Source organism: Zobellia galactanivorans (assembly GCF_000973105.1).
GTDB classification, from domain to species: domain Bacteria; phylum Bacteroidota; class Bacteroidia; order Flavobacteriales; family Flavobacteriaceae; genus Zobellia; species Zobellia galactanivorans.
Genome location: NC_015844.1, coordinates 4,420,915 through 4,443,582, shown reverse-complemented (window position 1 = coordinate 4,443,582; position 22,668 = coordinate 4,420,915). Strand labels below are relative to the sequence as shown.

Genomic DNA, 22,668 nt, shown 5'->3' with positions numbered 1-22,668 from the left:
GCAATGATAACAAATAAAAAATTTATAAAACTTTTTTAAGCGGATGATTCTTAGTTGTGTTCTGCTTCTTTTTATCAAGCAAACACAACTCCGAATTATTGGAGATAAATTCTGGGACAATTTCCTTCATTAAACTTACCGTGCTTTCATTAAAGAACATATTGGACACACAAAGTTCATCTATTTTAGCATGTACCAAGGTATAATCCAGCTCCCTGGTCTTACCGATCATAATTTTTTTATGATAGGTAGGCAAGGTATTTTCCCCATTAGCCAACAGTTCTTCGTACAACTTTTCACCGGGTCTCAAACCTGTGATTTTTATATCGATATCCTCAGGATATCGAAGTCCGCTCAGTTTGATCATATTTTTGGCCAAATCGAATATCTTTACCGATTCACCCATATCAAAAATAAAAATTTCACCGCCTTCTCCCATCGCACCGGCCTCAAGAACCAATTGTGACGCCTCGGGTATGGTCATAAAAAAACGGGTAACGTTTTCGTGGGTAACGGTCAATGGCCCTCCTTTTTCTATTTGCTTTTTAAACAGAGGAATGACAGATCCGTTTGACCCAAGCACATTTCCAAAACGCGTGGTTATGAATTTCGTCTTTCCTTTTTGCTGCATACAACTGATATACATTTCAGCAATTCGTTTGGTAGCCCCCATGACATTCGTCGGGTTCACCGCTTTGTCGGTAGAAATGAATATAAACTTGTCGACATTATGACTGATAGACAAATCGGCCACTACCTTTGTACCTGCAACATTGATCTTAATGGCCTCATAGGCATTGTATTCCATTAAAGGAACATGCTTGTAGGCGGCGGCATGAAAAACAATATTCGGCTTGTATTCCTGAAAGAGGTTGTTCAATCTATTTTTATCGCGTACATCCCCCACAATAGGCATAAAATTGTGGTAGCCATTTTGTTTTAATTCTTGTTGCAAATCGTACAAGGCCGATTCCGATTGATCGATAACAATCAATGATTTATAGTTATAAGTACATACCTGACGTACGATTTCACTACCGATAGACCCCGCGCCTCCCGTAACAAGAATAACCTTGTTTTTGATTTCGCCTTCGATTTTTGAATTTTTGATGTTGATCGGCGCACGATCCAACAAATCTTCAATCTGAATCTGCTTGATTTGCGATACTTTCAACTCACCGTTGATCCATTGCTCTACCGGAGGAACAATTTTAACCTGGACCGGAAAGTCCACCAAACCTTCGACCAAAACCTTTAAACTTCTTGGGTCAATATTCTGTATAGAAAAAATAACTTCTGAAATATTGTTCTTTACAATAAAATCGCGGTTCAGTACATCTTTATGAAATACTTTTACCCCATTGATTTGCTTGCCGACCTTTTTTACATCTTCATCGACATAACCCACTACCCTAACCCGGCTTTTTGTATGGTTGACCAAGGCGTTCTGGGTCAATATACCCGACTCCCCCGCCCCAAAAATCAAAACATTCTTATTGACCTTAAAATCGCGGGCCATAAGGTTGTTGTAAAGCGCCTTAAACACATACCTTGAAGCCGTAAGGGCCACAAAGCTCAACAAGCTATGGATAATGATGATCCCCAAGGGAACCGTAAAATTCTCGAATACGCCAAGCTCCCTATTGAACAAGACCATGGAAATCAGCAAAATGCTTGAAAGACAAATGGCATTGAATATGTTGTATACATCCCTTACCCCCGTATGCCTAATAACCCCTTTATGAGAGCCCGTAAAAATAAAAGAGGCCAAAGCTATCAAGGCAATAATAGGCAATTGAACAAATAGTCTTTCTATTTCAAAATCTAAAGTGAGATTAAAACGTATGATATACGATAACACAAAGGAAATAGAGATCATAACCACGTCAATGGCCAAAACCAACCACTTAGACGCATATTTATGAGCATTACTTACTAAATAGTCTTTTATCATCAGATTAAATTTTGGTTAGAATTAACTCCACTATTCTTTCCAGATCATTTTGGGAAAGGTTAGAGCCACTTGGCAAACAAAGCCCCCGGTTGAAAAGGTCTTCCGATGTACCATCGCTATAATGGGGAAATTCATTGAAAACCGGCTGCATATGCATCGGCTTCCATAAAGGTCTAGATTCGATATCGACCTCTAAAAGGGCCAATCGTATTTTTTCCCTAATCTCAAAGGAAGGGGTCAACACGCAAGTCAACCATCTATTGCAATAATATCCCTCTGGTTCCTCTAAAAATTCAAGTTGGGAAAGATGCCCAAGATGTTTTTTATAAAAATCGTAATTAAATCTTCTTTGTCCTACACGTTCTTGAAGCACTTCCATCTGACCACGGCCAATACCTGCAAGGATATTGCTCATTCTATAATTGTAGCCTACATTTGAGTGCTGGTAGTGGGGCGCATCGTCCCTTGCTTGCGTGGCCAAGAATACGGCCCTTTTCTTCACCTCCTCTTTTCTTGACACCAAGGCGCCTCCCCCAGAGGTGGTAATTATTTTATTTCCGTTAAAAGAAAAAATCCCTATTTCCCCAAAAGTACCGCATTTTTTATCCTTGAACGCGCTCCCCAGGGCCTCGGCACTATCCTCCACGACGGGAATATCATATTTTTCTGAAATCTTCCCTATTTCATCTACTTTATAGGGCATTCCATATAAATGGACCGCTACGATAGCTTTCGGTTTTTTCCCATGGGCCATTCGATCCTTTATGGCGGTCTCCAATAATTCAGGGGAAATATTCCAAGTATCCCTTTCACTATCTACAAAAACGGGAGTTGCCCCAAGGTACATAATGGGATTGGCCGATGCCGAAAAAGTAAAACTTTGACAAATTACTTCATCGCCCCGGGTTACGCCCAGCAATTCTAAAGCGAGATGAATTGCGGCAGTACCTGAACTAAGTGCGGCTACGTGCATGTTGCCACCTACAAACTGGGTTATGGATTTTTCAAAGTTATCTACGTTAGGCCCTAAAGGAGCGACCCAATTCGTATCAAAGGCTTCTTGAACGTATTTTTGTTCACCTCCTCCCATATGGGGAGAAGACAGCCATATTTTATCTTTTACAATAGTTTTCACCGGAAATTGGTTTTTAGTTCATTATCGTTTGGGGGTTGCCGACATTTTCAAATCCATGGCGGCCAAACATATAAATATAATCTCAATATTGCCAAGCAATACTTCCTTGATTATCAAAAACAAAACTAAACCTTAACATTAGAACCCTTCATTAATTTTGTTGTACGCCCCAAAAAATCGGCTAATCACACCTTACACCGAACTCCAACATCAACCTTGAGTCACATATGTACGATATAAAACGAATATTAGATGTGTTTTTTTCACCCCTAAATTCTTTCAAAAATAGGAAACCCAAAGGCATTCTCCCTATAAAAACATCAAAACCAAAGGCTTAGAACAAAAAAAAGGAGCGAAGCCAATACGAAACACCGCTCCCCATAAGTTCATTTCCAAGGTTTCTTAGATTCGATTATAATCCTTAAAATCCTTGTGTTCTTTTTTATACAGTTCATCTTCCGGCAAGGATTTGAAATACTCGTAGGTCTTTTTCATGCCTTCCGCACGGGACACCTTGGGCTCCCAGCCTAGGATCTCTTTGGCCTTTGTAATATCAGGTTGCCTTTGCATTGGGTCATCTTGCGGTAGAGGCTTATAAATAACCTTCTGGTCGGTACCGGTCAACTTTACAATTTCCTCCGCAAAATCCTTAATAGTAATTTCATGTGGGTTACCAATATTTACGGGCATATCATAATCGCTGAGCAATAGACGGTATATCCCTTCCACTTCATCATCGACATAACAAAAGGAACGGGTTTGACTACCATCACCGAACACGGTCAAATCTTCACCTCGCAAGGCCTGTCCAATAAACGCAGGTATTACCCTACCATCATTCAGTCGCATTCTAGGCCCATAGGTATTAAATATTCTAACTATTCGTGTTTCAAGACCATGAAAGCGATTATAAGCCATGGTAATAGATTCCATAAACCTTTTGGCTTCATCGTAAACCCCTCTAGGGCCAATGGTATTCACATTACCATAATATTCTTCCGTCTGAGGGTGAACCAAGGGATCCCCGTATATTTCGGAAGTAGAGGCAATTAATATCCTGGCGTTTTTAACCTTGGCCAAGCCCAATAGGTTATGGGTTCCCAATGCCCCCACCTTCAAGGTCTGAATCGGAATCTTTAAATAATCGATCGGACTGGCCGGAGAGGCAAAATGAAGAATATAGTCCAATTTCCCTGGCACATTCACGAATTTAGTAACATCGTGATGGTAAAACTCAAAGTTCTCTAACTTAAAAAGATGCTCAATGTTACGCAAGTCGCCTGTAATCAGGTTATCCATAGCAATTACATAATATCCCTCCTTTATAAATCGGTCACACAGATGGGATCCTAAAAAACCGGCCGCCCCGGTAATCAGTATTTTCTTCATTTCGTACATTTAATATTCCGCCCAACGAATGCCAGATACTTTAACATTGAAAAGCAGAACCATTTATCACTAGTTGGCATTACAATCGGCACGAATATAAATACATTGTATCAAACCCAAGACGTTTTTTTCTCAAAATGCTATGAACTTCAAATATTTAAGATAAAAGGTAAATAGTCTTATTCTATAAATGCTTCGTATATAATTTCAGACAAGTATCGGCTTGCTTCAATTACAAGCCCTATAAAAATAAATCGTATTCCACCTCATGATTATTAATACATCGATAAATTAGTCCCATTTGTAACACATAATCTTGAAATAAATCTTTTTAACCGAAAAAATGCAAGGTAGTTTTGAGTTATTTAGTAATCTTTGCAACCTAATAAAATGAACCTATCCATGAAAAAAGTAAATAAAATATGCTGTATCGGTGCAGGATATGTAGGTGGACCAACCATGTCCGTTATTGCCAGCCAGTGTCCTGAAATTACGGTAACTGTTGTGGACATTAACCAAGCCAGAATCGACCAATGGAATGATTCGGACCTAGATAATTTACCCGTCTACGAGCCAGGGCTAAAAGAAATAGTTGAAAAAACCAGGGGAAAGAACCTTTTCTTCTCCACTGAAGTGGACAAAGCCATAGATGAGGCCGAGATTATTTTCATATCGGTAAACACCCCAACAAAGACCTATGGAAAAGGGAAAGGGCAGGCAGCAGATTTAAAATTTGTAGAGCTCTGTGCCCGTAATATCGCCAAAGTGGCCAAAACCGATAAAATAGTCGTAGAAAAATCTACATTACCGGTACGAACGGCCAGTGCGATCAAAAGTATTTTGGAAAACACCGGGAATGGCGTAAAATTCGAAATTCTTTCCAACCCTGAATTTTTGGCCGAAGGTACTGCCATAGAAGATTTGCTCCATGCCGACCGGGTGTTGATCGGCGGTGACGAAACACCTTCGGGACAAGAAGCTAAGGACACCCTCAGTTCCATTTACGAACATTGGCTTCCCAAAGAGCGTGTTTTACAGACCAATGTATGGTCTTCCGAGCTCTCTAAATTGGTTGCCAACGCATTTTTGGCACAAAGGGTTTCTTCCATCAATGCCATTTCAGCATTATGTGAACGTACCGATGCCAATGTGGCGGAGGTGTCAAGGGCGATTGGCACCGACAGTAGAATTGGACCTAAATTCCTAAATGCCTCTGTTGGTTTTGGAGGCTCTTGCTTTCAAAAGGACATCCTGAACTTGGTGTATATATCAAGAACTTTCGGACTTAATGAGGTTGCCGATTATTGGGAACAGGTCATCATTATGAACGATTATCAAAAAAGACGTTTTGCCGAAAATATAATTTCAACCTTATACAACACGGTTTCAGGCAAGAAAATTGTTTTCTTCGGATGGGCCTTTAAAAAGGATACCAATGATACTAGGGAATCCGCCGCCATTAACATAGCCGATGCCCTACTTGAAGAAAAGGCGGAAATTGTGGTATACGACCCAAAAGTTTCGGCCGATAGAATTTATGCCGATTTGGATTACCTAGATACAAGGACTCCCGAAGAGAACCGACAACTCCTTACGGTAGTAAACGACCCTATGGAAGCCGTTCAAGAGGCGCATGCCATAGCCATTCTAACCGAATGGGATGAATTCAAGACCTATTCTTGGGATACGATTTTTGAAAAAATGTTAAAACCTGCCTTTGTTTTCGACGGCCGTCGCCTATTATCAAAAGAAGAAATGGAAGAAAAAGGCTTCCAATACTACAAAATAGGACAATCATGAAAATTCTTGTCACCGGTGCAGCCGGTTTTATAGGATATCATCTCTGTGAAAAACTCTTGCATCAAGGTTTTGAGGTCGTCGGCCTAGATAACATCAACGATTATTACGATGTAAACCTCAAATACGACCGTCTGAAGCAATTGGGCATTGAACGGAGCGATGCCCAAACATTTCGTAAAAAATGTTACGGCTCCATCTATGGTGACAAATTTTCTTTTGTTCGAATGAACCTCGAAGACCGGGACGCCCTTCCCAAACTTTTTAAGGAAGAGAAAGTGGACCGGGTCTGTAATTTGGCTGCGCAAGCCGGTGTCCGTTACAGCATTGAAAATCCAGAGACCTACATTGATAGTAATATTGTGGGCTACCTGAATTTACTAGAGTGTTGCAGACACAATAAAGTCGAACACTTAGTTTACGCCAGTAGCTCCAGTGTCTATGGTTTGAACGAAAAAATACCTTTTTCCACTTCAGATAGTGTAGACCATCCGATAAGCCTGTATGCCGCAAGCAAAAAGAGTAATGAACTTATGGCCCACACCTATAGCCATTTGTTCGGGTTTGCAACCACGGGACTCCGATTTTTCACGGTATATGGCCCTTGGGGACGTCCCGACATGGCCCTGTTCCTGTTTACCGATGCCATTGCCAAAGGCAATCCGATACAGGTATTCAACCATGGTAAGATGGAACGCGACTTTACCTATGTCGACGATATTGTTGAAGGGATTGTACGTGTACTCACCAAAACGGTTCGTAATAGGGATTTGTACGAAATCTATAATATCGGCAATAATAATGCCGTTAAATTAACCGATTTTATAGAAGCCATCGAGAGCAGTATGGGGCAAAAAGCCACAAAAGAGTTGATGCCCATGCAGCCAGGAGATGTTGAACGTACCTGGGCCGATGTAAATGACCTGATTAGGGACTACGACTACCAGCCCAATACCAGCGTAGTCGAAGGTGTCCAGAAATTTATTGAGTGGTATAAAAACTATTATAAAAAATAGATTTACTTTTAATGTAAAAAGCCTCAATAAATATTGAGGCTTTTTATTGATTTTCAAATACTCAAAATCTAAAATCCTATCTTTTATAACAGGGCATCAACCTATTTAAAAAAAATATGCTATTCAATTCTGTAGATTTCGCACTTTTCCTACCAATAGTATTTATTTTATACTGGTTTGTTTTTAATAAAAATATTAATCTTCAAAATTTCCTTATTGTAGTCGCCAGTTATTTCTTCTATGGTTGGTGGGATTGGAAATTTCTTGGTTTAATTGCCTTTAGCACTTTTGTTGATTACTCAATCGGTGTAGCTTTATCAAAAGAAAACAGACCGTTAATACGAAAAATTCTATTATGGACTAGCATTTCTGTTAATCTAGGTTTTTTAGGCTTCTTTAAATATTATAATTTTTTTCTAGATAATTTTGTCTCCGCCTATTCTTTCTTTGGTCAAGAAATCAATGTTCAATCCCTTAATATTATTTTACCTGTTGGTATCAGTTTTTATACCTTCCAGACTTTAAGCTATACTATAGACGTTTACAGAAAGCAACTAGAACCAACAAGGGATTTTATCGCTTTTTCCGCCTTTGTTTGTTTCTTTCCACAACTCGTTGCAGGACCAATTGAAAGGGCCACCCATTTACTGCCACAATTCTACAAGAAGCGAGTTTTTGATTATTCAAAAGCGGTAGACGGTATGCGTCAAATCTTATGGGGCCTGTTTAAAAAAATTGTGATTGCCGACAATTGCGCGGAATATGCCAATGAAATATTCAATAATTCAGGAGAATATTCCGGAAGCACCTTATTGCTAGGTGCTTTTTTCTTTACCTTTCAAATCTATGGCGATTTCTCAGGATACTCCGATATCGCCATTGGCACATCAAGGTTGTTTGGTTTTGATTTAATGAAAAATTTTGCTTTTCCCTATTTTTCCAGGGATATCGCTGAATTTTGGAGAAGATGGCACATCTCCTTATCAACTTGGTTTAGAGACTATCTTTATATCCCTCTTGGCGGAAGCCGGGGAGGTACCTGGATGAAAATCCGTAACACCTTTATCATTTTCTTGGTAAGTGGCTTTTGGCACGGAGCGAATTGGACATTTCTTGTTTGGGGAGCCTTAAACGCTATTTACTTTTTACCCCTAATGCTCTCTGGCAAAAACCGACAGAATATAGATATTGTAGCCCAAGGCAAATACTTGCCAAACTTTAAGGAAATTCTACAAATAATCTATACATTTCTTTTAACAGTCTTGGCATGGGTCTTTTTTAGGGCTGAAAATGTGGCTCACGCACTAAGTTATTTAGCCAATATTTTCGACACAACCCTTTTCTCTCAACCACAAATATTACCCACGACCCTAATAGCCTTGCTTGCCCTGTTTATTATCACAGAATGGCTTCAAAGAGAAAAAAATCACGGTCTTGAAATCTACGGCAACGGATTATTAAAACATAGACCTATCCGATGGGGAGCTTATATAGGAATTATTATCATTATTTTCTCGTTTGGAGGCTCACAACAAGAATTCATTTACTTTCAATTTTAATAAATGAAAAAGTTTATCACAACCGTTTTTCTTTTTTTAGTTCTCGGCATGATTGTTGGCGAATTAATAGCTCGCTTTTTTGTCATTAGCCCAGACATCCCCAAAAGAAGTATTGATCAATGGGGAATACAAAAATACATCCCAAACCAATCCGGAAAATGGAAGGGAGGACAACATAAGTGGCAGATTAACAAGTTGGGCTGGCCAGGTATTTTACCCAACTCCACAGATAGCTTAATCACTATAATTGGAGATTCTTTTGTGGAAAATTTCATGAATCCCGATTCGTGTCACCAAAACATGTACTTAAAGAAAAAATTGCCTCAATTCAATTTCTTGGAAGCCTCTCGTTCAGGAGTTAATTTTCTAGAAGCAACTATGATTGCAGACCAACTTGATTCCCTGAAACCCTTATATCAATTACTTTATGTTGATGATATCGATTTCAAAGAGAGCATAGTTCAAATTAGCCCAAACACTCAGCTCACACAATTCGACATATCAAAAAAGAAAATAACAAAAGCAAAACTAAAGTCTTCTTTTGCAAAAAATGCACTATACACATGTAAATTTATTTACTATCTCTACAGCAACTATTGGCAGCGTAAAAATATTAAGACCAAAAAGACCAAGAAAAAAAAGGTTCTTTCCTATTTAGAGCCCTATAAAATTTTACTCTCATTCTTTAACGACTCAAATCGAACAAATAATCGGATTTTAGTTTTTCGCCCAGATACAGACCATAATATTATAGAGTTATGTAAAAATATGGGATATAAGTATATTCTACTGAAAGAGTCCAAAAACGAAGAATGGTCCTTTGATTACGACCCGCATTGGACCTGCTTTGGCCATAAAAAAGCTGCTTTACAGATAGCAAAAGATTTGGAGCTCAAACTAAAGTAATCTTTATATAAAAACTATTTTTCAACTTTTCCTTTCACTGTTAATCCAAAAAAATCTTGTTCTCGGTGGTATAAAATCGATTTTCATACAACGCTTTTTTGTTGTTAGGCCTATGGGGATACTGCCAAAGGGTCTCTAAAAAAGCATCCCAATTCGAATACGGTTTGAGCTCTAGAACAGGCTCTAAGGGATTGGATAAAATTTCCAAGGTAATTACCCCCGTCTCTTGGTCGCCACTGATAACCCAATCAATCCTTTCGTTCCTTAGTTGAAAATCCTCAATTTCCACAGGCAGTTTTTGAGGTTGCACCTCCAATAGGTTTGTTTTAGAATCCACGTAAAACGCCGTAACGAGGGACCGTAAAGACCATAGGCAGCTTCCCGCTCCGGAATACGAATTAAGAACACTCAAATCGTCAGAATAAAAACCTTGGGTCACCTTCCCTTTGGATAGAGCTCCGTTCGAAATAAAATAAGACCAAGTATAATCCAATGCCCGTAATGCCTCGCCTGGAGAAACCACTTCTTGATTCAACAACGAGGCCGCAATTATTGGAGACGGCACCGCCATTCGATAACAAACACTGCGCCCCATCATAGGAAAACCCTCGGGACCAAAAAAATGTTTAAAAAATTCGGAAAAATCCGCGTTGGCCTTACAAATAAATTCCGAATGGAAATCAGGGTGCATTTGATTAAGCCAAAACAAACAATACTGTATGGCCCAGGCATTGTAATAATCAGGAGGTGCTTCCCCATCTTTAAACCACCCCTTCCCCAAATAGTCTTTTTTTATATATCGCTCGAATTTTTTATGGGCCACCTCCACATCTTTCGGTTCGGCCATTCCAAGAGCCTCTAAAGATTTTACCACCATTACCGGAAATAAATTCCAATTGTTATCCCCATGTTTTTTTTCCCTAATCTGCATCAGCCAAGTATAAACCTGTTCCTTTTCACCTTCATCAAACGTATCCCAGATAAATTCCTTGGAAATCCACAAACCTAAGGCTATATCTGCGGCTTCAGCTAGTTTCTGATCATAATCCCCAATCACCCCCCAATATTCCGTCGACCTAGGATCAGAACCTTTTAAAACCGCTTTACGGAATAGCTCGGCTATATTAGTAGCATTCCCTTCCATTTCCATAGGGGCATTTTGGGTATTTAACACATATGAACACCCTAAGGGAAAGAATCGGGAAAAACCTTCCAAAGCATTAATACTTTGACCGCCACCACTAAATTCCCCTGGATAATAGACCAAAGCCCCACTCTTAGACTTGTATTCTTGATACCCCCTAAAGAAGTACTCAAATAATTTTTTAAACCGTTCACGTGGCGCATAGGAAAGTGTATCCAGAAAAACAGTTTTTACCTCTTTATCATAAGATTCTGCATTTTCAAAAGCGGAAATCTTATTTTCCCAATTCTCCACTTTGACGCGTTGCAACCTCCACCAATAAAGACTAAGGCCTAAAAAAAATACAACTATAAGTATTGGTACTAATTTTATCTTTCGCATTCCGTATACACAATTAATTTAAGGCAAACAAAGGTTTAGATTACTCCTTTGTCCCAACATTGGTCCAACCCTGTTATAAAGCGCTAAATTCCTAAATTAAAAGTAAACCTTGGTGGTTTGCAAAAAAAACTTCTGCCAAAGGCTTTCTTTTTAATTCCCTCCTGATTAAAAGAGGTCTCTAAAATGCCTTTGTCCGTTTAACTCCCTTTTAAGTCATTTACCTCCTCATGCTTATATAACAACAAAAGACAGATGAAATGTTAATAAAAAACGTATTTTATCGATTTTTTATACCATTCAACGTCCAAAGTGTACTTAAAATCCGTACAACCCTCGATGAAAAACATAATCTATACAATTTATTAACACATTTCATCGATTTTTTTTGTTCTTTTGTCGACAATAAAAACGTATTGGTCCAAAATTAAATCGGTAAATCATATTTCCTATTCAACTGAACACTTATGAATTTTTCCCACCCCACTAGTAAAAGGATAACCCTTTCCTTGTTATCCACCTTAACTCTTTTTTCCTGTTCCAAAGACACCGAACTCCTTGAAAGCTATTTAGATGCTTCGGCCCCAACCAATGAAAGTCCCCTTGGGGTCAATGATTTTTATAAGGTAGGGGAAAACGGACGTATTACTATGGATGTGCTTTCCAATGATAGGTTCTCCAACCCCAACAATGTTAAGATCATCGGAGTATCGGAACCCAAAAATGGTTATGTAGTCATTAATGACGATAACACCATTACCTATGTCCTAGGGGACAGATCGGCACAGGAAGAGGCCGAAGCGGCTGAGGCCGAACGCAAGGCCCGTGAAAAAGAGGAGGCCCAGGCTTTACAGGAACAAGCGCAAGTAGAAGCCGAAGAAGAAGCAAAAGCCCAAGCAGAAAGAGAGGCCCAAGAAAAGGCCGAAGCGGAAGCAAAGGCTCAAGCAGAAAGGGAAGCCCAGGAAAAAGCCGAAGCTGAAGCAAAGGCACAAGCGGAAAGGGAGGCCCAAGAAAAAACAGAAGCGGAAGCCCAAGCCCAGGCTGAGAGAGAAGCCCAAGAAAAAGCAGAAGCAGAAGCAAAGGCCCAGGCCGAAAGAGAAGCCCAAGAAAAAGCAGAAGCAGAAGCAAAGGCCCAAGCTGAAAGAGAAGCCCAAGAAAAAGCGGAAGCGGAAGCAAAAGCCCAAGCTGAAAAAGAAGCCCAAGAAAAAGCCGCTGCCGAAGCCGCGGCCCAAGAGGAAGTTGATGACTCCTTTACCTATACCACCGAAACCACCGACGAAGAAGGCAATGTAGTCACCGAGGAGGTCAATGTGACTGTAACAACCAAGGCCTTTAGTGAATTAAAGGCTTTCCCTACCGCTGAAGGTTTTGGGAAAAATGCCACAGGAGGCCGTGGAGGTATTGTGGTTGAAGTTACCAACTTAAACGATTCAGGTCCTGGAAGTCTTCGGGCAGCCTTGGAAATGAAACAAACTAGAACTATTGTTTTTAAAGTAGGAGGAACTATTAAAGCAAAATCACATTTACCTATTTATCCTGGCTCAGAAAATGTCACTATCGCCGGCCAAACCGCACCTGGGGACGGGATACTTATTAAAGGAGGTGAATTAAGAATTGGAACTGGAAATGTTATCGTTCGTCACCTAAGAATTAGAATGGGCGACAATGGAAACGATGACGATAACTCAGATGGAATAAAGATTAAATCTTTCGAACCGAATGGACTTAAAGATGTAATAATCGACCATTGTTCTATTTCTTGGGCTGATGATGAAAATATTTCAATATCTAACGCAAAAAATATTACCGTTCAAAATTCTGTTATAGGAGAAAGTGTCAGAGCTGTTTTAATGGGAGACTCAAAAAATGTATCATTTATAAACAATCTATTTGCCTTGAACAATAGCAGAAATATTATGGCTGGTTCTGTTGAGCATAAAGATTTAACTTTTGAACAAATCAACAATATTGTCTATGGCTTTAAATGGGCCACAGCAGGTACCGAAGGTATGACTTTTAATGCTATTGGCAATAAATACAAATTATCCAAAGACTTTAAAACTTCTACCGAATATGCTATTACCTTGAGCCCTCCTGCCATAGAAAGAAGCAACACAAATCGAATTGAAACTACACGTGCTTATCTCAAGGATAATATCATCGACACTGAGTTATTAGGAGTATACCGTTGGGAGATAAAACCGTACCTCATCTCCTCTCCAGTAAATAAATCAGACTATAAAGCAACAAATGCTAGTAGTCTAGATGATAAGTTACTACCCCGTGTTGGCGCTAGTGTTCCTAAAAGAGATGCTGTGGATTCGCGTTTAATTAATCACTATAAAAACGGTAGTGGCTCATTGAAAAGTAACGGTTCCTTTCCTAGCATCAACAACGGCACGGCCTATAAAGATAGCGATAAGGACGGTATGTCCGATGACTGGGAAAAAGCCCACGGACTCAACCCTAATGATAAAAACGATGGCAATAAAGACCGAAACGGAGATGGTTACACCAATTTGGAAGATTTTTTATACTACCTCGCCAACAACTAATTTAAAATAGGTTATAACTATAAATCAACACACTCGATAATTATTGTTTAATAAAAAAGACTGCAAGTAAAAAAACAGGGAAGCACCTCAATTCAGGTTCTTCCCTGTTTGTTTTTGCTAGAACCACCACTTTAAGGTCATAAATTTCACTCTCTCTTTAAAACCTCCCTCTTTTCGGGAAAGAACAGGATTTCAACGAAATTCAACATTATAATTCATTCCGAATCTTATCTTTGCTGAGAAATGAATGAAACCCCATCATGATAAAAAAAGCTTTCTATTTAAGTTTGTTACTTTTAGCCTTGTTTTACGGAGTAATGATTGGAAAGTACAGAGTGTTTCCTTATGAATTATTCAAAAGTTTGCAAGACATATCTGAAGAACAAATATCAAATCCTTTGGAAAGCTATGTCTATACACAGAACGACCTTGAAGCCTTAATATCTGTAAAGCCAGATAATATTGATTCTCTTAGAAACGTTTTAAGAGATGTTGTTTTTGGCTCAAAGAGCTTACCCGAATTACTGCCTGTCAAAGTTTTTGATACTAGTGATGATTTTTACTCTGACTTAAAAAATCTAGACAAAATCGAACAATTTGAAATTAACCAAGCCCACGGATTAAAGTCCATAGGATATATTTTTCATCCCAATGCTAAAAACAATAGATTAATAATTTACCATCAAGGCCATAGCGGAGGATTTAACCTTGGAAAAAACACGATTCAATACTTCCTTAAAAAAGGCTTTACCATATATGCCCTAGCAATGCCTCTTAAGGGTAAAAACAACCATCCTGTAATCGAGGTAAAAAAAATAGGGAAAATTCATTTAGAAAATCATGAAGAATTAAAATACCTTGATAACCCCTTACAATACTTTGTCGCCCCTGTAGTGGCCATGGTCAATTATGCCAAAAAACAGAATTATAACGAAATCGCTATGATCGGCATAAGTGGTGGGGGATGGACTACTACAGTAACTGCCGCCCTTGACCCTAGAATAAACTATAGCTTTCCTGTTGCCGGCACCTACCCGATGTTCGTCAGGTATTCCAAACCATCCAGAAATTATGGAGATTTTGAACAAACCCATGAAGACCTCTATCAAAAGGTAAACTATCTAGACATGTATATTATGGGGGCAACCGGGAAAAACCGATACCAGTTCCAAATACTCAACAAATATGACTCATGCTGTTTTGAAGGTGATGATTATAAAAAATACGTAGATTTTGTTTCGGAAAAAGTATCAGAATTTGGAAGTGGTAAGTTTCTTTTTTATTCCGATACCAGCCATAAACAACACAAAATATCGGATATAGCTCTTGAACAAATAGATGATGTATTGAGTACTAATCATCCAAATTAGCCAGATGTAGGATTCAAATGGGGTTATTCGCAAAAATTGACTATGTTAAAAACGAAAAAAAACGAGGATTTCTTTTTTTTAAGCAGAACAGACAACAAGTAAAAATTTCACTTAAGAGTTCGGTCGTAATGTCCTACAACGGATAATTTTGACGATCTTCCCATTAATACGGTAATTCTCTAATCATTTTGTTTACTTTGCCTCCTATTTATATAAATGACCACTAATTAATTCGATTGAAAATTATGTCCATAAAAGATTTAGAGCTTTCCCTTAACCATAAAATACTAGTCACCGGCGGTGCCGGCTTTATCGGATCCAATCTATGCGAAGCCTTATTAGACAACGGAAACCGTGTCGTTTGCCTTGACAATTTTGCAACAGGCAAACGGGAAAACATCCTCCCCTTTACCTCCAACCCTAACTTTAGCCTTATTGAAGGAGACATTAGGGATTTATCCACTTGCCATAAAGCTTGTGCCGATGTGGACTTTATATTGCACCAAGCGGCATTGGGGTCCGTTCCCCGATCTATAAATGACCCTATTACCAGCAACGACGTAAATGTTTCCGGATTTCTGAATATGCTCGTCGCTGCCCGGGATGCGAAGGTAAAACGCTTTGTATACGCTGCCAGTTCTTCCACCTATGGGGATTCAAAATCAATGCCGAAAGTAGAGGACGTTATAGGGAAACCTCTTTCCCCTTATGCCATTACCAAATATGTAAACGAATTATATGCCAACATTTTCAGTTCTACATACGGACTGGAAACTATAGGGCTACGATATTTTAATGTTTTCGGGCAAAGACAAGACCCCAATGGGGCCTATGCGGCCGTAATTCCAAAATTTACCATGCAACTTATGGCCCATGAGTCGCCAGTTATAAATGGTGATGGTAGTTTTTCCCGAGATTTTACGTATATCGACAATGTCGTTCAAATGAACATAAGGGCTTTGTTGGCAAAGGACAAAGAAGCCATTAACACCGTATACAACGTAGCCTTTGGCGAACGTACCGATTTGAACGAACTTGTAAGCTTGCTAAAAACCTATTTAAGTGAATTTGATCCGCAAATTGCAAATATCGATATCACTTACGGCCCAGAAAGAAAGGGAGATGTCCCCCACTCTTTGGCGTCTATAGAAAAGGCTGAAAAATTGCTAGGCTACGCGCCTCAATTCGATATAAAAACCGGACTCAAAAATGCCGTTAATTGGTATTGGAACAATTTAAAATAAAGAAGAATGAAAAATATTAAAATAGCAATAATAGGATTGGGTTATGTTGGCCTACCTCTTGCACGATTATTTGCTACGAAGTATCCGGTAATCGGATTTGACATCAACGAGGAACGGATTAAAGAATTGCAATCCGGCACGGACAGTACCTTAGAGGTAGAAGACGATATTTTGCAACAAGTGTTGCGCGATACCCCTCAAATGGAAACCGGGCTACATTGTACGAACCAAATGGAGGCAATTTCCGATTGCAACTATTACATCGTAACCGTCCCCACTCCTGTGGACCACACCAACAGACCTGTTCTAACGCCTTTGTACAAATCAAGCGAAACGGTTGGGAAGGTGTTGAAAAAAGGAGACACCGTCGTCTATGAATCCACGGTATACCCTGGCGTAACGGAAGAAGAGTGTATCCCTGTACTCGAAAAAGTAAGTGGACTCGTCTTTAACAAAGATTTCTTTGTTGGATATTCCCCTGAACGTATCAATCCAGGTGACAAGGAACATACCGTAGAAAAGATTCTAAAGGTTACTTCGGGCTCTACTCCGGAAACCGGAAAAAAAGTCAATGCCCTATATGCTTCGGTAATCACTGCCGGCACCCACCTTGCCCCCTCCATAAAGGTAGCAGAGGCCGCCAAGGTAATTGAAAACTCTCAAAGGGATATCAATATCGCCTTTGTAAACGAATTGGCAAAAATCTTCAATTTAATGGATATTGACACGAGTGCCGTACTTGAGGCAGCGGGGACCAAATGGAACTTCTTGCCCTTCAAACCCGGACTGGTTGGTGGCCATTGTATTGGTGTTGACCCCTATTATCTCGCCCAAAAAGCACAAGAGTTCGGTTATCACCCCGAAATCATCCTAGCCGGTAGGCGTATGAATGATGGTATGGGGAAATACGTAGCTTCTGAAGTTATCAAATTAATGGTTCAACGGGAGATAAAGATAAAAGGAGCCAAAATGCTCGTTTTAGGTATTACCTTTAAAGAAAATTGTCCCGATGTACGAAACACTAAGGCGGTAGACGTAATTACCAACCTTAAGAGCTACGGGGCCAATATCAGTATCTTCGACCCATGGGCCTCCAAGGAAGAAGTTGAAGAAGAATATGGCCTAGAAATAGTAAACCAAGTACCTAACGAAAAGTACGATACCATTGTTCTTGCCGTTGCCCATAATGAGTTTTTAAATATTGACCTACGAGCCCTTTTAAACGAAAACGGTGTGTTATACGATGTAAAAGGCATCTTAAAAGGTAAGGTAGACGGTAGACTTTAAACTTAGTTTTAGTTCTTTTATTAGAGACCTATATAAGGTCCAAGAAAAAAGCCCGGCATATGTCGGGCTTTTTTCTTGGACCTTAGTTTTTTTTCTCGATTCTATTTTTTTTTAAAACACTACCAACCAATTATTTATAAAAAAAATAAGAGCCAAATACGTAACCTATCCTTCCTACCCTATTACTTCTCTCTTTTTGTTAAAAAGAATCGTTTTATATGAGAAATACACCGTTCATCGATCTTATAAAAAGATACAGTGCATTTCATCTATTAAAATGATGTTTCAACAACAATATTTGGCTTTACGGGTTACTATTTTGTCAACGGATAATTGCTATATGTCCCCAGACAAAGAAAATTAATCTATGTAATTCAATAATTTATAAGAAAAGGGTCCCCAAATCCCAAATCTTAACACCTACTTATGAAAATAACAAAACTAAAAGTCATTAATTTGACTATGCTATTACTTGCACTATTTTTAAGTATCTCATGCAGTAAAGACACCGATTTACTCGCTGAGTATGTTGTCTCCGACGCAGAACAGGCCCGTTTGACCGGTAACATTTTAATAAACGACTCCTACGTAATCAACGGGAAAGAAGCCATTGTTTTAGACGTATTGTCAAACGACATATTGGAAAATCCCGAAAAAGTAAAAATCGTAGAAACCTCGCAACCTAAAAATGGATCGGTTATTATCAACGATGACAATACCCTTACCTATGTTCCGGATGGTGTAAACGAAAAACCAGAGACGAACAATCCTCAAGAAACTCCAGCTGAGAGCGAAGAAGAAGAAGAAGAAGAAGAAGAAGAACCTTCTGAAGATACCGAAGAAAAATCAAAAGATTCGTTCACTTACACTACCGAAATCGAACAAGAAGACGGAAAAAAAGAAACCGAGGAAGCCTCGGTAATAGTATCCAACGATTTTGACGAGCTAAAAGCCTTTCCTACTGCTGAAGGGTTTGGAAAATACACTACCGGAGGGAGAGGTGGTGTTGTTGTAAAAGTCACTAACCTAAACCTTTCAGGGCCAGGAAGTCTACGCGATGCTTTGGAAGACCCCAGACCTAGGACTATCATATTTGATGTCGCTGGAACGATAAGAGGTTCGGGCTCAGGAGAAGAATGGTACATCAAAAGTGGTAATTTCACTATCGATGGATTAACCGCTCCAGGTGAAGGAATTGAAATACAAAATATATCAATCATTTTGACCGCCTCTAATGTAATTATGAGGAACTTGAGGATTAGAGGGGGCTTTGGTTCAAGTACCGATTTGAAATGTTTGAGAATAAGAGACGTTTATGGCCCTATCAAAGATATCATAGTAGATAGATGTGATTTTTACTATGGTACCGACGAAAATTTCGCATTAACCGGAGTCAACAATATAACTATTCAAAGATGCATAAGCGGTCACGGAGGTTATGGCTCTTTAATAGGCAGAGGGACATCTACAAGCATAATCAAGAACTATTATGGGCTAAACAATTCAAGGAACCTAGCAAATAGCTATAGAAATTCAACTGTTGGCAAAGAAGTAATTAATAACGTCAGTTATAATCAGTATTGGTCTTTGATTATAGCAATGTACGAGGAAAGAAGCGACTGGATTGGCAATGTTGGTAAGGTTCCAACAGGAGGTTCAGCCAAATCAGACTACATGATAAATCTAGATTATACGGAAAATTGCAAAACTTGTGTGCCTGAAAAAACATACGTATATGAAAAAGACAACATCCATTTAAATTACACCCATGCCAAGGGAAAATATGATCCGGTATGGGCTGCTAACGCGAATGAGTCGAGACAAATGACAGGAAATATAACAACCCCACTTCCTTCTTCCTTGACTGTTGCTACGGTCCTAGGGGAAAATGGAGCTGGATATAAGCCATGGGATAGAGATCGTATTGACCAACAACTTATCGATCATTTCTATGCCGGAACGGGGTCTCCAAAAACAAAATGGAGCTTTACTGACAACACAGATTTTGTAAACCCTTCGTTTTCTTCCCGTTCCTCCGACTATGACAAGGACAATGATGGTATTGCTGACGACTGGGAAGTCAACATCGGAGGCACTATTGGTATTGCAGACAATAACAAAGATCACGACAAAGATGGCTACACCAACCTAGAAGAATTTTTACATTTCTTATCTAGAGATTAACTCAATAACTTCCTCGTATTTTTCAGTAAAATGAAGAATACCATTTTTTGAGGATTAACCAGTTTTTTTTTACATCTTTGTAACTTGAATAGAGCAAATAGTAATAAGCGGCACCTTAGCTGCCAGATTAATTAGTTGTTTGTATTTACCTATCAAAGCAAAAAAATCTTATGTCTCGATTTAGAGATTCTGTCCCAACAATCAATAGGAAGGAGCCCTCACTTTCGGTTATTGTACCCGTTTACAATGCCGCCCCATATCTAAAGCGTTGTGTCGAAAGCATTTGCAACCAAACCTACAAACAAATGGAAATCATCCTTGTTGATGATGGATCTACGGATGAAAGCTTCAATATTTGCAAAATTTTAGAAAAGAACGATTCTAGAATAGTGGTTGTGCAACAAGCCAATGCAGGGTCTAGTGTAGCTAGAAATACAGGGCTAGATTTTGCCACGGGTGATTATATTGCTTTTATTGATAGTGATGATTCCATAAATGAAAGAATGTTTGAGACCATGATTAATTTTATCCTGGAAAACGAACTCGAAGTTGTTGAATGTGGTTTAACCTCTACAAATAAAAAACAAAACGTTTCAGATTCAAACACCTTCATTGAAAGCAGGGAAAAGGCCATGGAGCGGTTAATTCGTGAAAAAAATTGGTCAGTTTGGAGAAGAATCTATAAAAAAGAATTAATAGGTAATCTAAGGTTTATACCTGGTAAAATTCATCAAGATGTTTTTTTTACCGTTGACATCTTAAATAGAGCCGAAAAGCAAGGATATATTGCAGAGCCCTTCTATATTTATAACACGGAAAATGAAAGCATCACAAGAAGTCCTTATAATATGAAAAAATTGGCGGCCAAGGACGCCCCTTATTATGTTTTTGAATGTACACAGGGTTACAACCTAAATGTGCGGACCCTTGCTAGTCAATACCTCATCAGGACACTTCTAAGTCACTATGACCGTTTATTTTCCCACAGTTACTTAGATCCAAATTATACGTATAGGAAAGAAATAAAATCAGAGATTATTGATCAATTAAAATTGAAGTATAAAAACAATTCTTTCTTTGCTCTATTAGCTAAATATTCTCCATTTTGGCTTTACGGTATCATTCTCAAACTAATTGCACTTCGAATTAAAATCCGGTTAATGCTGTTAAAACGATAATGTCTAGACTTAAGAACACCATTCAAAACGCGAAGGTTAGCGTTTTTTTTCATGTCATTTTTATTTTTACCCAATTCTTTGCCCGAAAAATTTTCCTTGAAAACCTTGGGGATGACTTTATGGGCCTTACCTCTACCCTTCAAAGCTTCCTAAGCTTCTTAAATCTGGCCGAACTGGGAATCGGAACAGCTATTGGTTTTACCCTCTACAAGCCTATTTTTGATAAAAACCACCAAGAGATCAACCATATCATCCGATTTTTTGGTAATATCTATAAAAAAATCGGATGGGCAATCATTGGTTTGGCCTTGATACTTTCTGCCTTCTTTCCGCTCATATTTGAAGATGTAGATATCTCCCTACCTCTTATTTACTATGCTTTTTTCACCTTTTTAGCAAGTTCCTTATTGGGGTATTTTTTTAATTACCATATGCTTTTGTTTCAGGCCGACCAAAAAGAATACATGGTAGCCAAGTACCTTCAAAGCTATAACATAACAAAAATTGTTTTACAGATCATCCTTGTATTCTATTTTCAAAGCTTTATTGCCTGGGTGACCCTTGAACTATTGAGTTCCATAATGTTTACCATATCCTTACGCAAAAAAACAACCAAACAGTACCCTTGGCTATCATTGTCTCTCAACAATGGGCAAAAAAGCAAGGATTTTAAATCCTACCCCGAACTCATAAAAAAAATAAAACAGATTAGCCTACATAAATTGGGCACTTTTATCTCCAATGGCACGGATAATATTTTAATATTCTCCTTTATCAATGTCGAGACCGTGGCTTTCTTTGGCAACTACCAACTGATTATTCTCAACTTTGCCACCCTACTGAACAAATTCTTTTCAGGAACCAATGCCAGTGTAGGCAATTTAGTGGCCGAAAAAAATGAAAATTCCATTAAACAGGTATTTTGGGAATTAATGTCCTTCCGCTTTTTTATCGCGGGTATTGTAACGATTGGAATCGTTACTTTAGTAAACCCATTTATCATTCTTTGGTTAGGCGAAAAATATGTGCTTTCTGAAGTCACCGTTGCTTTTTTTGCCCTCAACTTTTTTATACTTCAAGTGCGTCAACCGGTTGATGTATTCAAACAAGCTTATGGGCTATATTCCGATACTTGGGCTCCTGTAGCCCAAAGTATTATTAATTTAGGAATGTCACTGCTTTTGGTTAATAAATTTGAACTTACAGGTGTCTTAATGGGTACCAGCTGCAGCCTAATCATTATCATTATGTTCTGGCGCCCCTATTTCCTCTTTACAAAAGCCTTTCATTGGCCTTTTTATGAATATGCTCTTGGATTCTTAAAACTTTTGCTAACCTTTGTTCCTGTATACTTTTTAGTCCGATATGTTATTATTCGTTTTTTTAACTCTGACATAAATAACTTTTACGATTTTGCGATTTACTCTTTCTTGGTAGCTTGTACAATCATTATTCTTTACGGAGGTATACTTTACGCTAGCAATCACTTTTTCCGAGATTTAATAAAGCGCTTAAAGAATGGTTTATTAAAACTCTAATAGAAGCCTAGGTTTATTTTAAAGAACTTGAACC

The 22,668-nt window shown here is 38.7% G+C and carries 15 protein-coding genes; 11 read left to right on the top strand and 4 right to left on the bottom strand.

The annotated features are described in order from the left end of the window. Window positions 1-22 precede the first annotated feature (22 nt). From ZOBGAL_RS17815 to ZOBGAL_RS17805, 3 genes are all read right to left on the bottom strand, one after another. Complete coding sequence (locus ZOBGAL_RS17815) at window positions 23-1,954, bottom strand: polysaccharide biosynthesis protein (protein WP_013995111.1); 1,932 nt, start codon at window positions 1,952-1,954, stop codon at window positions 23-25. Between the two features lie 4 nt (window positions 1,955-1,958). Next, window positions 1,959-3,044, bottom strand: a complete 1,086-nt coding sequence (locus tag ZOBGAL_RS17810; RefSeq protein WP_046287579.1) for an aminotransferase class I/II-fold pyridoxal phosphate-dependent enzyme — start codon at window positions 3,042-3,044, stop codon at window positions 1,959-1,961. Between the two features lie 447 nt (window positions 3,045-3,491). After that, window positions 3,492-4,478: a UDP-glucuronic acid decarboxylase family protein gene (locus ZOBGAL_RS17805; RefSeq protein ID WP_046288056.1), complete on the bottom strand. Its 987-nt coding sequence runs from the start codon at window positions 4,476-4,478 to the stop codon at window positions 3,492-3,494. Window positions 4,479-4,880: 402 nt separating this feature from the next. Here ZOBGAL_RS17805 and ZOBGAL_RS17800 point away from each other — a divergent pair, with 402 nt between their 5' ends. From ZOBGAL_RS17800 to ZOBGAL_RS17785, 4 genes are all read left to right on the top strand, one after another. Beyond that, window positions 4,881-6,278 (top strand): nucleotide sugar dehydrogenase, encoded by a 1,398-nt coding sequence (locus ZOBGAL_RS17800; RefSeq protein WP_046288055.1) that lies wholly within the window; start codon window positions 4,881-4,883, stop codon window positions 6,276-6,278. Beyond that, the gene (locus ZOBGAL_RS17795) at window positions 6,275-7,291 is read left to right on the top strand and encodes an NAD-dependent epimerase (RefSeq protein WP_013995106.1); all 1,017 of its coding nucleotides are present in this window, start codon (window positions 6,275-6,277) and stop codon (window positions 7,289-7,291) included. Before ZOBGAL_RS17800 ends, ZOBGAL_RS17795 begins: the two co-directional genes overlap by 4 nt. A 116-nt stretch (window positions 7,292-7,407) precedes the next feature. Further along, complete coding sequence (locus ZOBGAL_RS17790; RefSeq protein ID WP_013995105.1) at window positions 7,408-8,850, top strand: MBOAT family O-acyltransferase; 1,443 nt, start codon at window positions 7,408-7,410, stop codon at window positions 8,848-8,850. Window positions 8,851-8,853: 3 nt separating this feature from the next. Beyond that, window positions 8,854-9,756 (top strand): hypothetical protein, encoded by a 903-nt coding sequence (locus ZOBGAL_RS17785; protein ID WP_013995104.1) that lies wholly within the window; start codon window positions 8,854-8,856, stop codon window positions 9,754-9,756. 40 nt (window positions 9,757-9,796) lie between these two features. Here ZOBGAL_RS17785 and ZOBGAL_RS17780 read toward each other — a convergent pair whose 3' ends face one another. Continuing rightward, on the bottom strand, window positions 9,797-11,194 hold the full coding sequence (locus ZOBGAL_RS17780) for a DUF2264 domain-containing protein (protein WP_158499748.1): 1,398 nt from the start codon (window positions 11,192-11,194) through the stop codon (window positions 9,797-9,799). 551 nt (window positions 11,195-11,745) lie between these two features. Between ZOBGAL_RS17780 and ZOBGAL_RS23440 the strand changes: the two genes are divergently transcribed. The 7 genes from ZOBGAL_RS23440 to ZOBGAL_RS17745 all read left to right on the top strand — a co-directional run bounded on the left by ZOBGAL_RS23440 (window position 11,746) and on the right by ZOBGAL_RS17745 (window position 22,634). Next, window positions 11,746-13,833 carry a pectate lyase, family PL1 gene (locus ZOBGAL_RS23440; RefSeq protein WP_013995102.1) on the top strand — a complete coding sequence of 696 codons (2,088 nt, stop codon included), beginning with the start codon at window positions 11,746-11,748 and terminating at the stop codon, window positions 13,831-13,833. A 260-nt stretch (window positions 13,834-14,093) separates the two neighbouring features. Beyond that, entirely contained in the window at window positions 14,094-15,203 is a 1,110-nt protein-coding gene (locus tag ZOBGAL_RS17770) for an alpha/beta hydrolase family protein (protein WP_013995101.1), read from the top strand. A 245-nt stretch (window positions 15,204-15,448) separates the two neighbouring features. After that, complete coding sequence (locus ZOBGAL_RS17765) at window positions 15,449-16,447, top strand: SDR family oxidoreductase (protein ID WP_013995100.1); 999 nt, start codon at window positions 15,449-15,451, stop codon at window positions 16,445-16,447. Window positions 16,448-16,453: 6 nt separating this feature from the next. Further along, window positions 16,454-17,734: a nucleotide sugar dehydrogenase gene (locus ZOBGAL_RS17760; protein ID WP_013995099.1), complete on the top strand. Its 1,281-nt coding sequence runs from the start codon at window positions 16,454-16,456 to the stop codon at window positions 17,732-17,734. Window positions 17,735-18,160: 426 nt separating this feature from the next. Then, window positions 18,161-19,918 (top strand): Ig-like domain-containing protein, encoded by a 1,758-nt coding sequence (locus ZOBGAL_RS22875; protein WP_013995098.1) that lies wholly within the window; start codon window positions 18,161-18,163, stop codon window positions 19,916-19,918. 170 nt (window positions 19,919-20,088) lie between these two features. Further along, on the top strand, window positions 20,089-21,096 hold the full coding sequence (locus ZOBGAL_RS22870; RefSeq protein WP_013995097.1) for a glycosyltransferase: 1,008 nt from the start codon (window positions 20,089-20,091) through the stop codon (window positions 21,094-21,096). After that, window positions 21,096-22,634: a lipopolysaccharide biosynthesis protein gene (locus ZOBGAL_RS17745; RefSeq protein ID WP_013995096.1), complete on the top strand. Its 1,539-nt coding sequence runs from the start codon at window positions 21,096-21,098 to the stop codon at window positions 22,632-22,634. Before ZOBGAL_RS22870 ends, ZOBGAL_RS17745 begins: the two co-directional genes overlap by 1 nt. The last annotated feature ends 34 nt before the right edge of the window (window positions 22,635-22,668 follow it).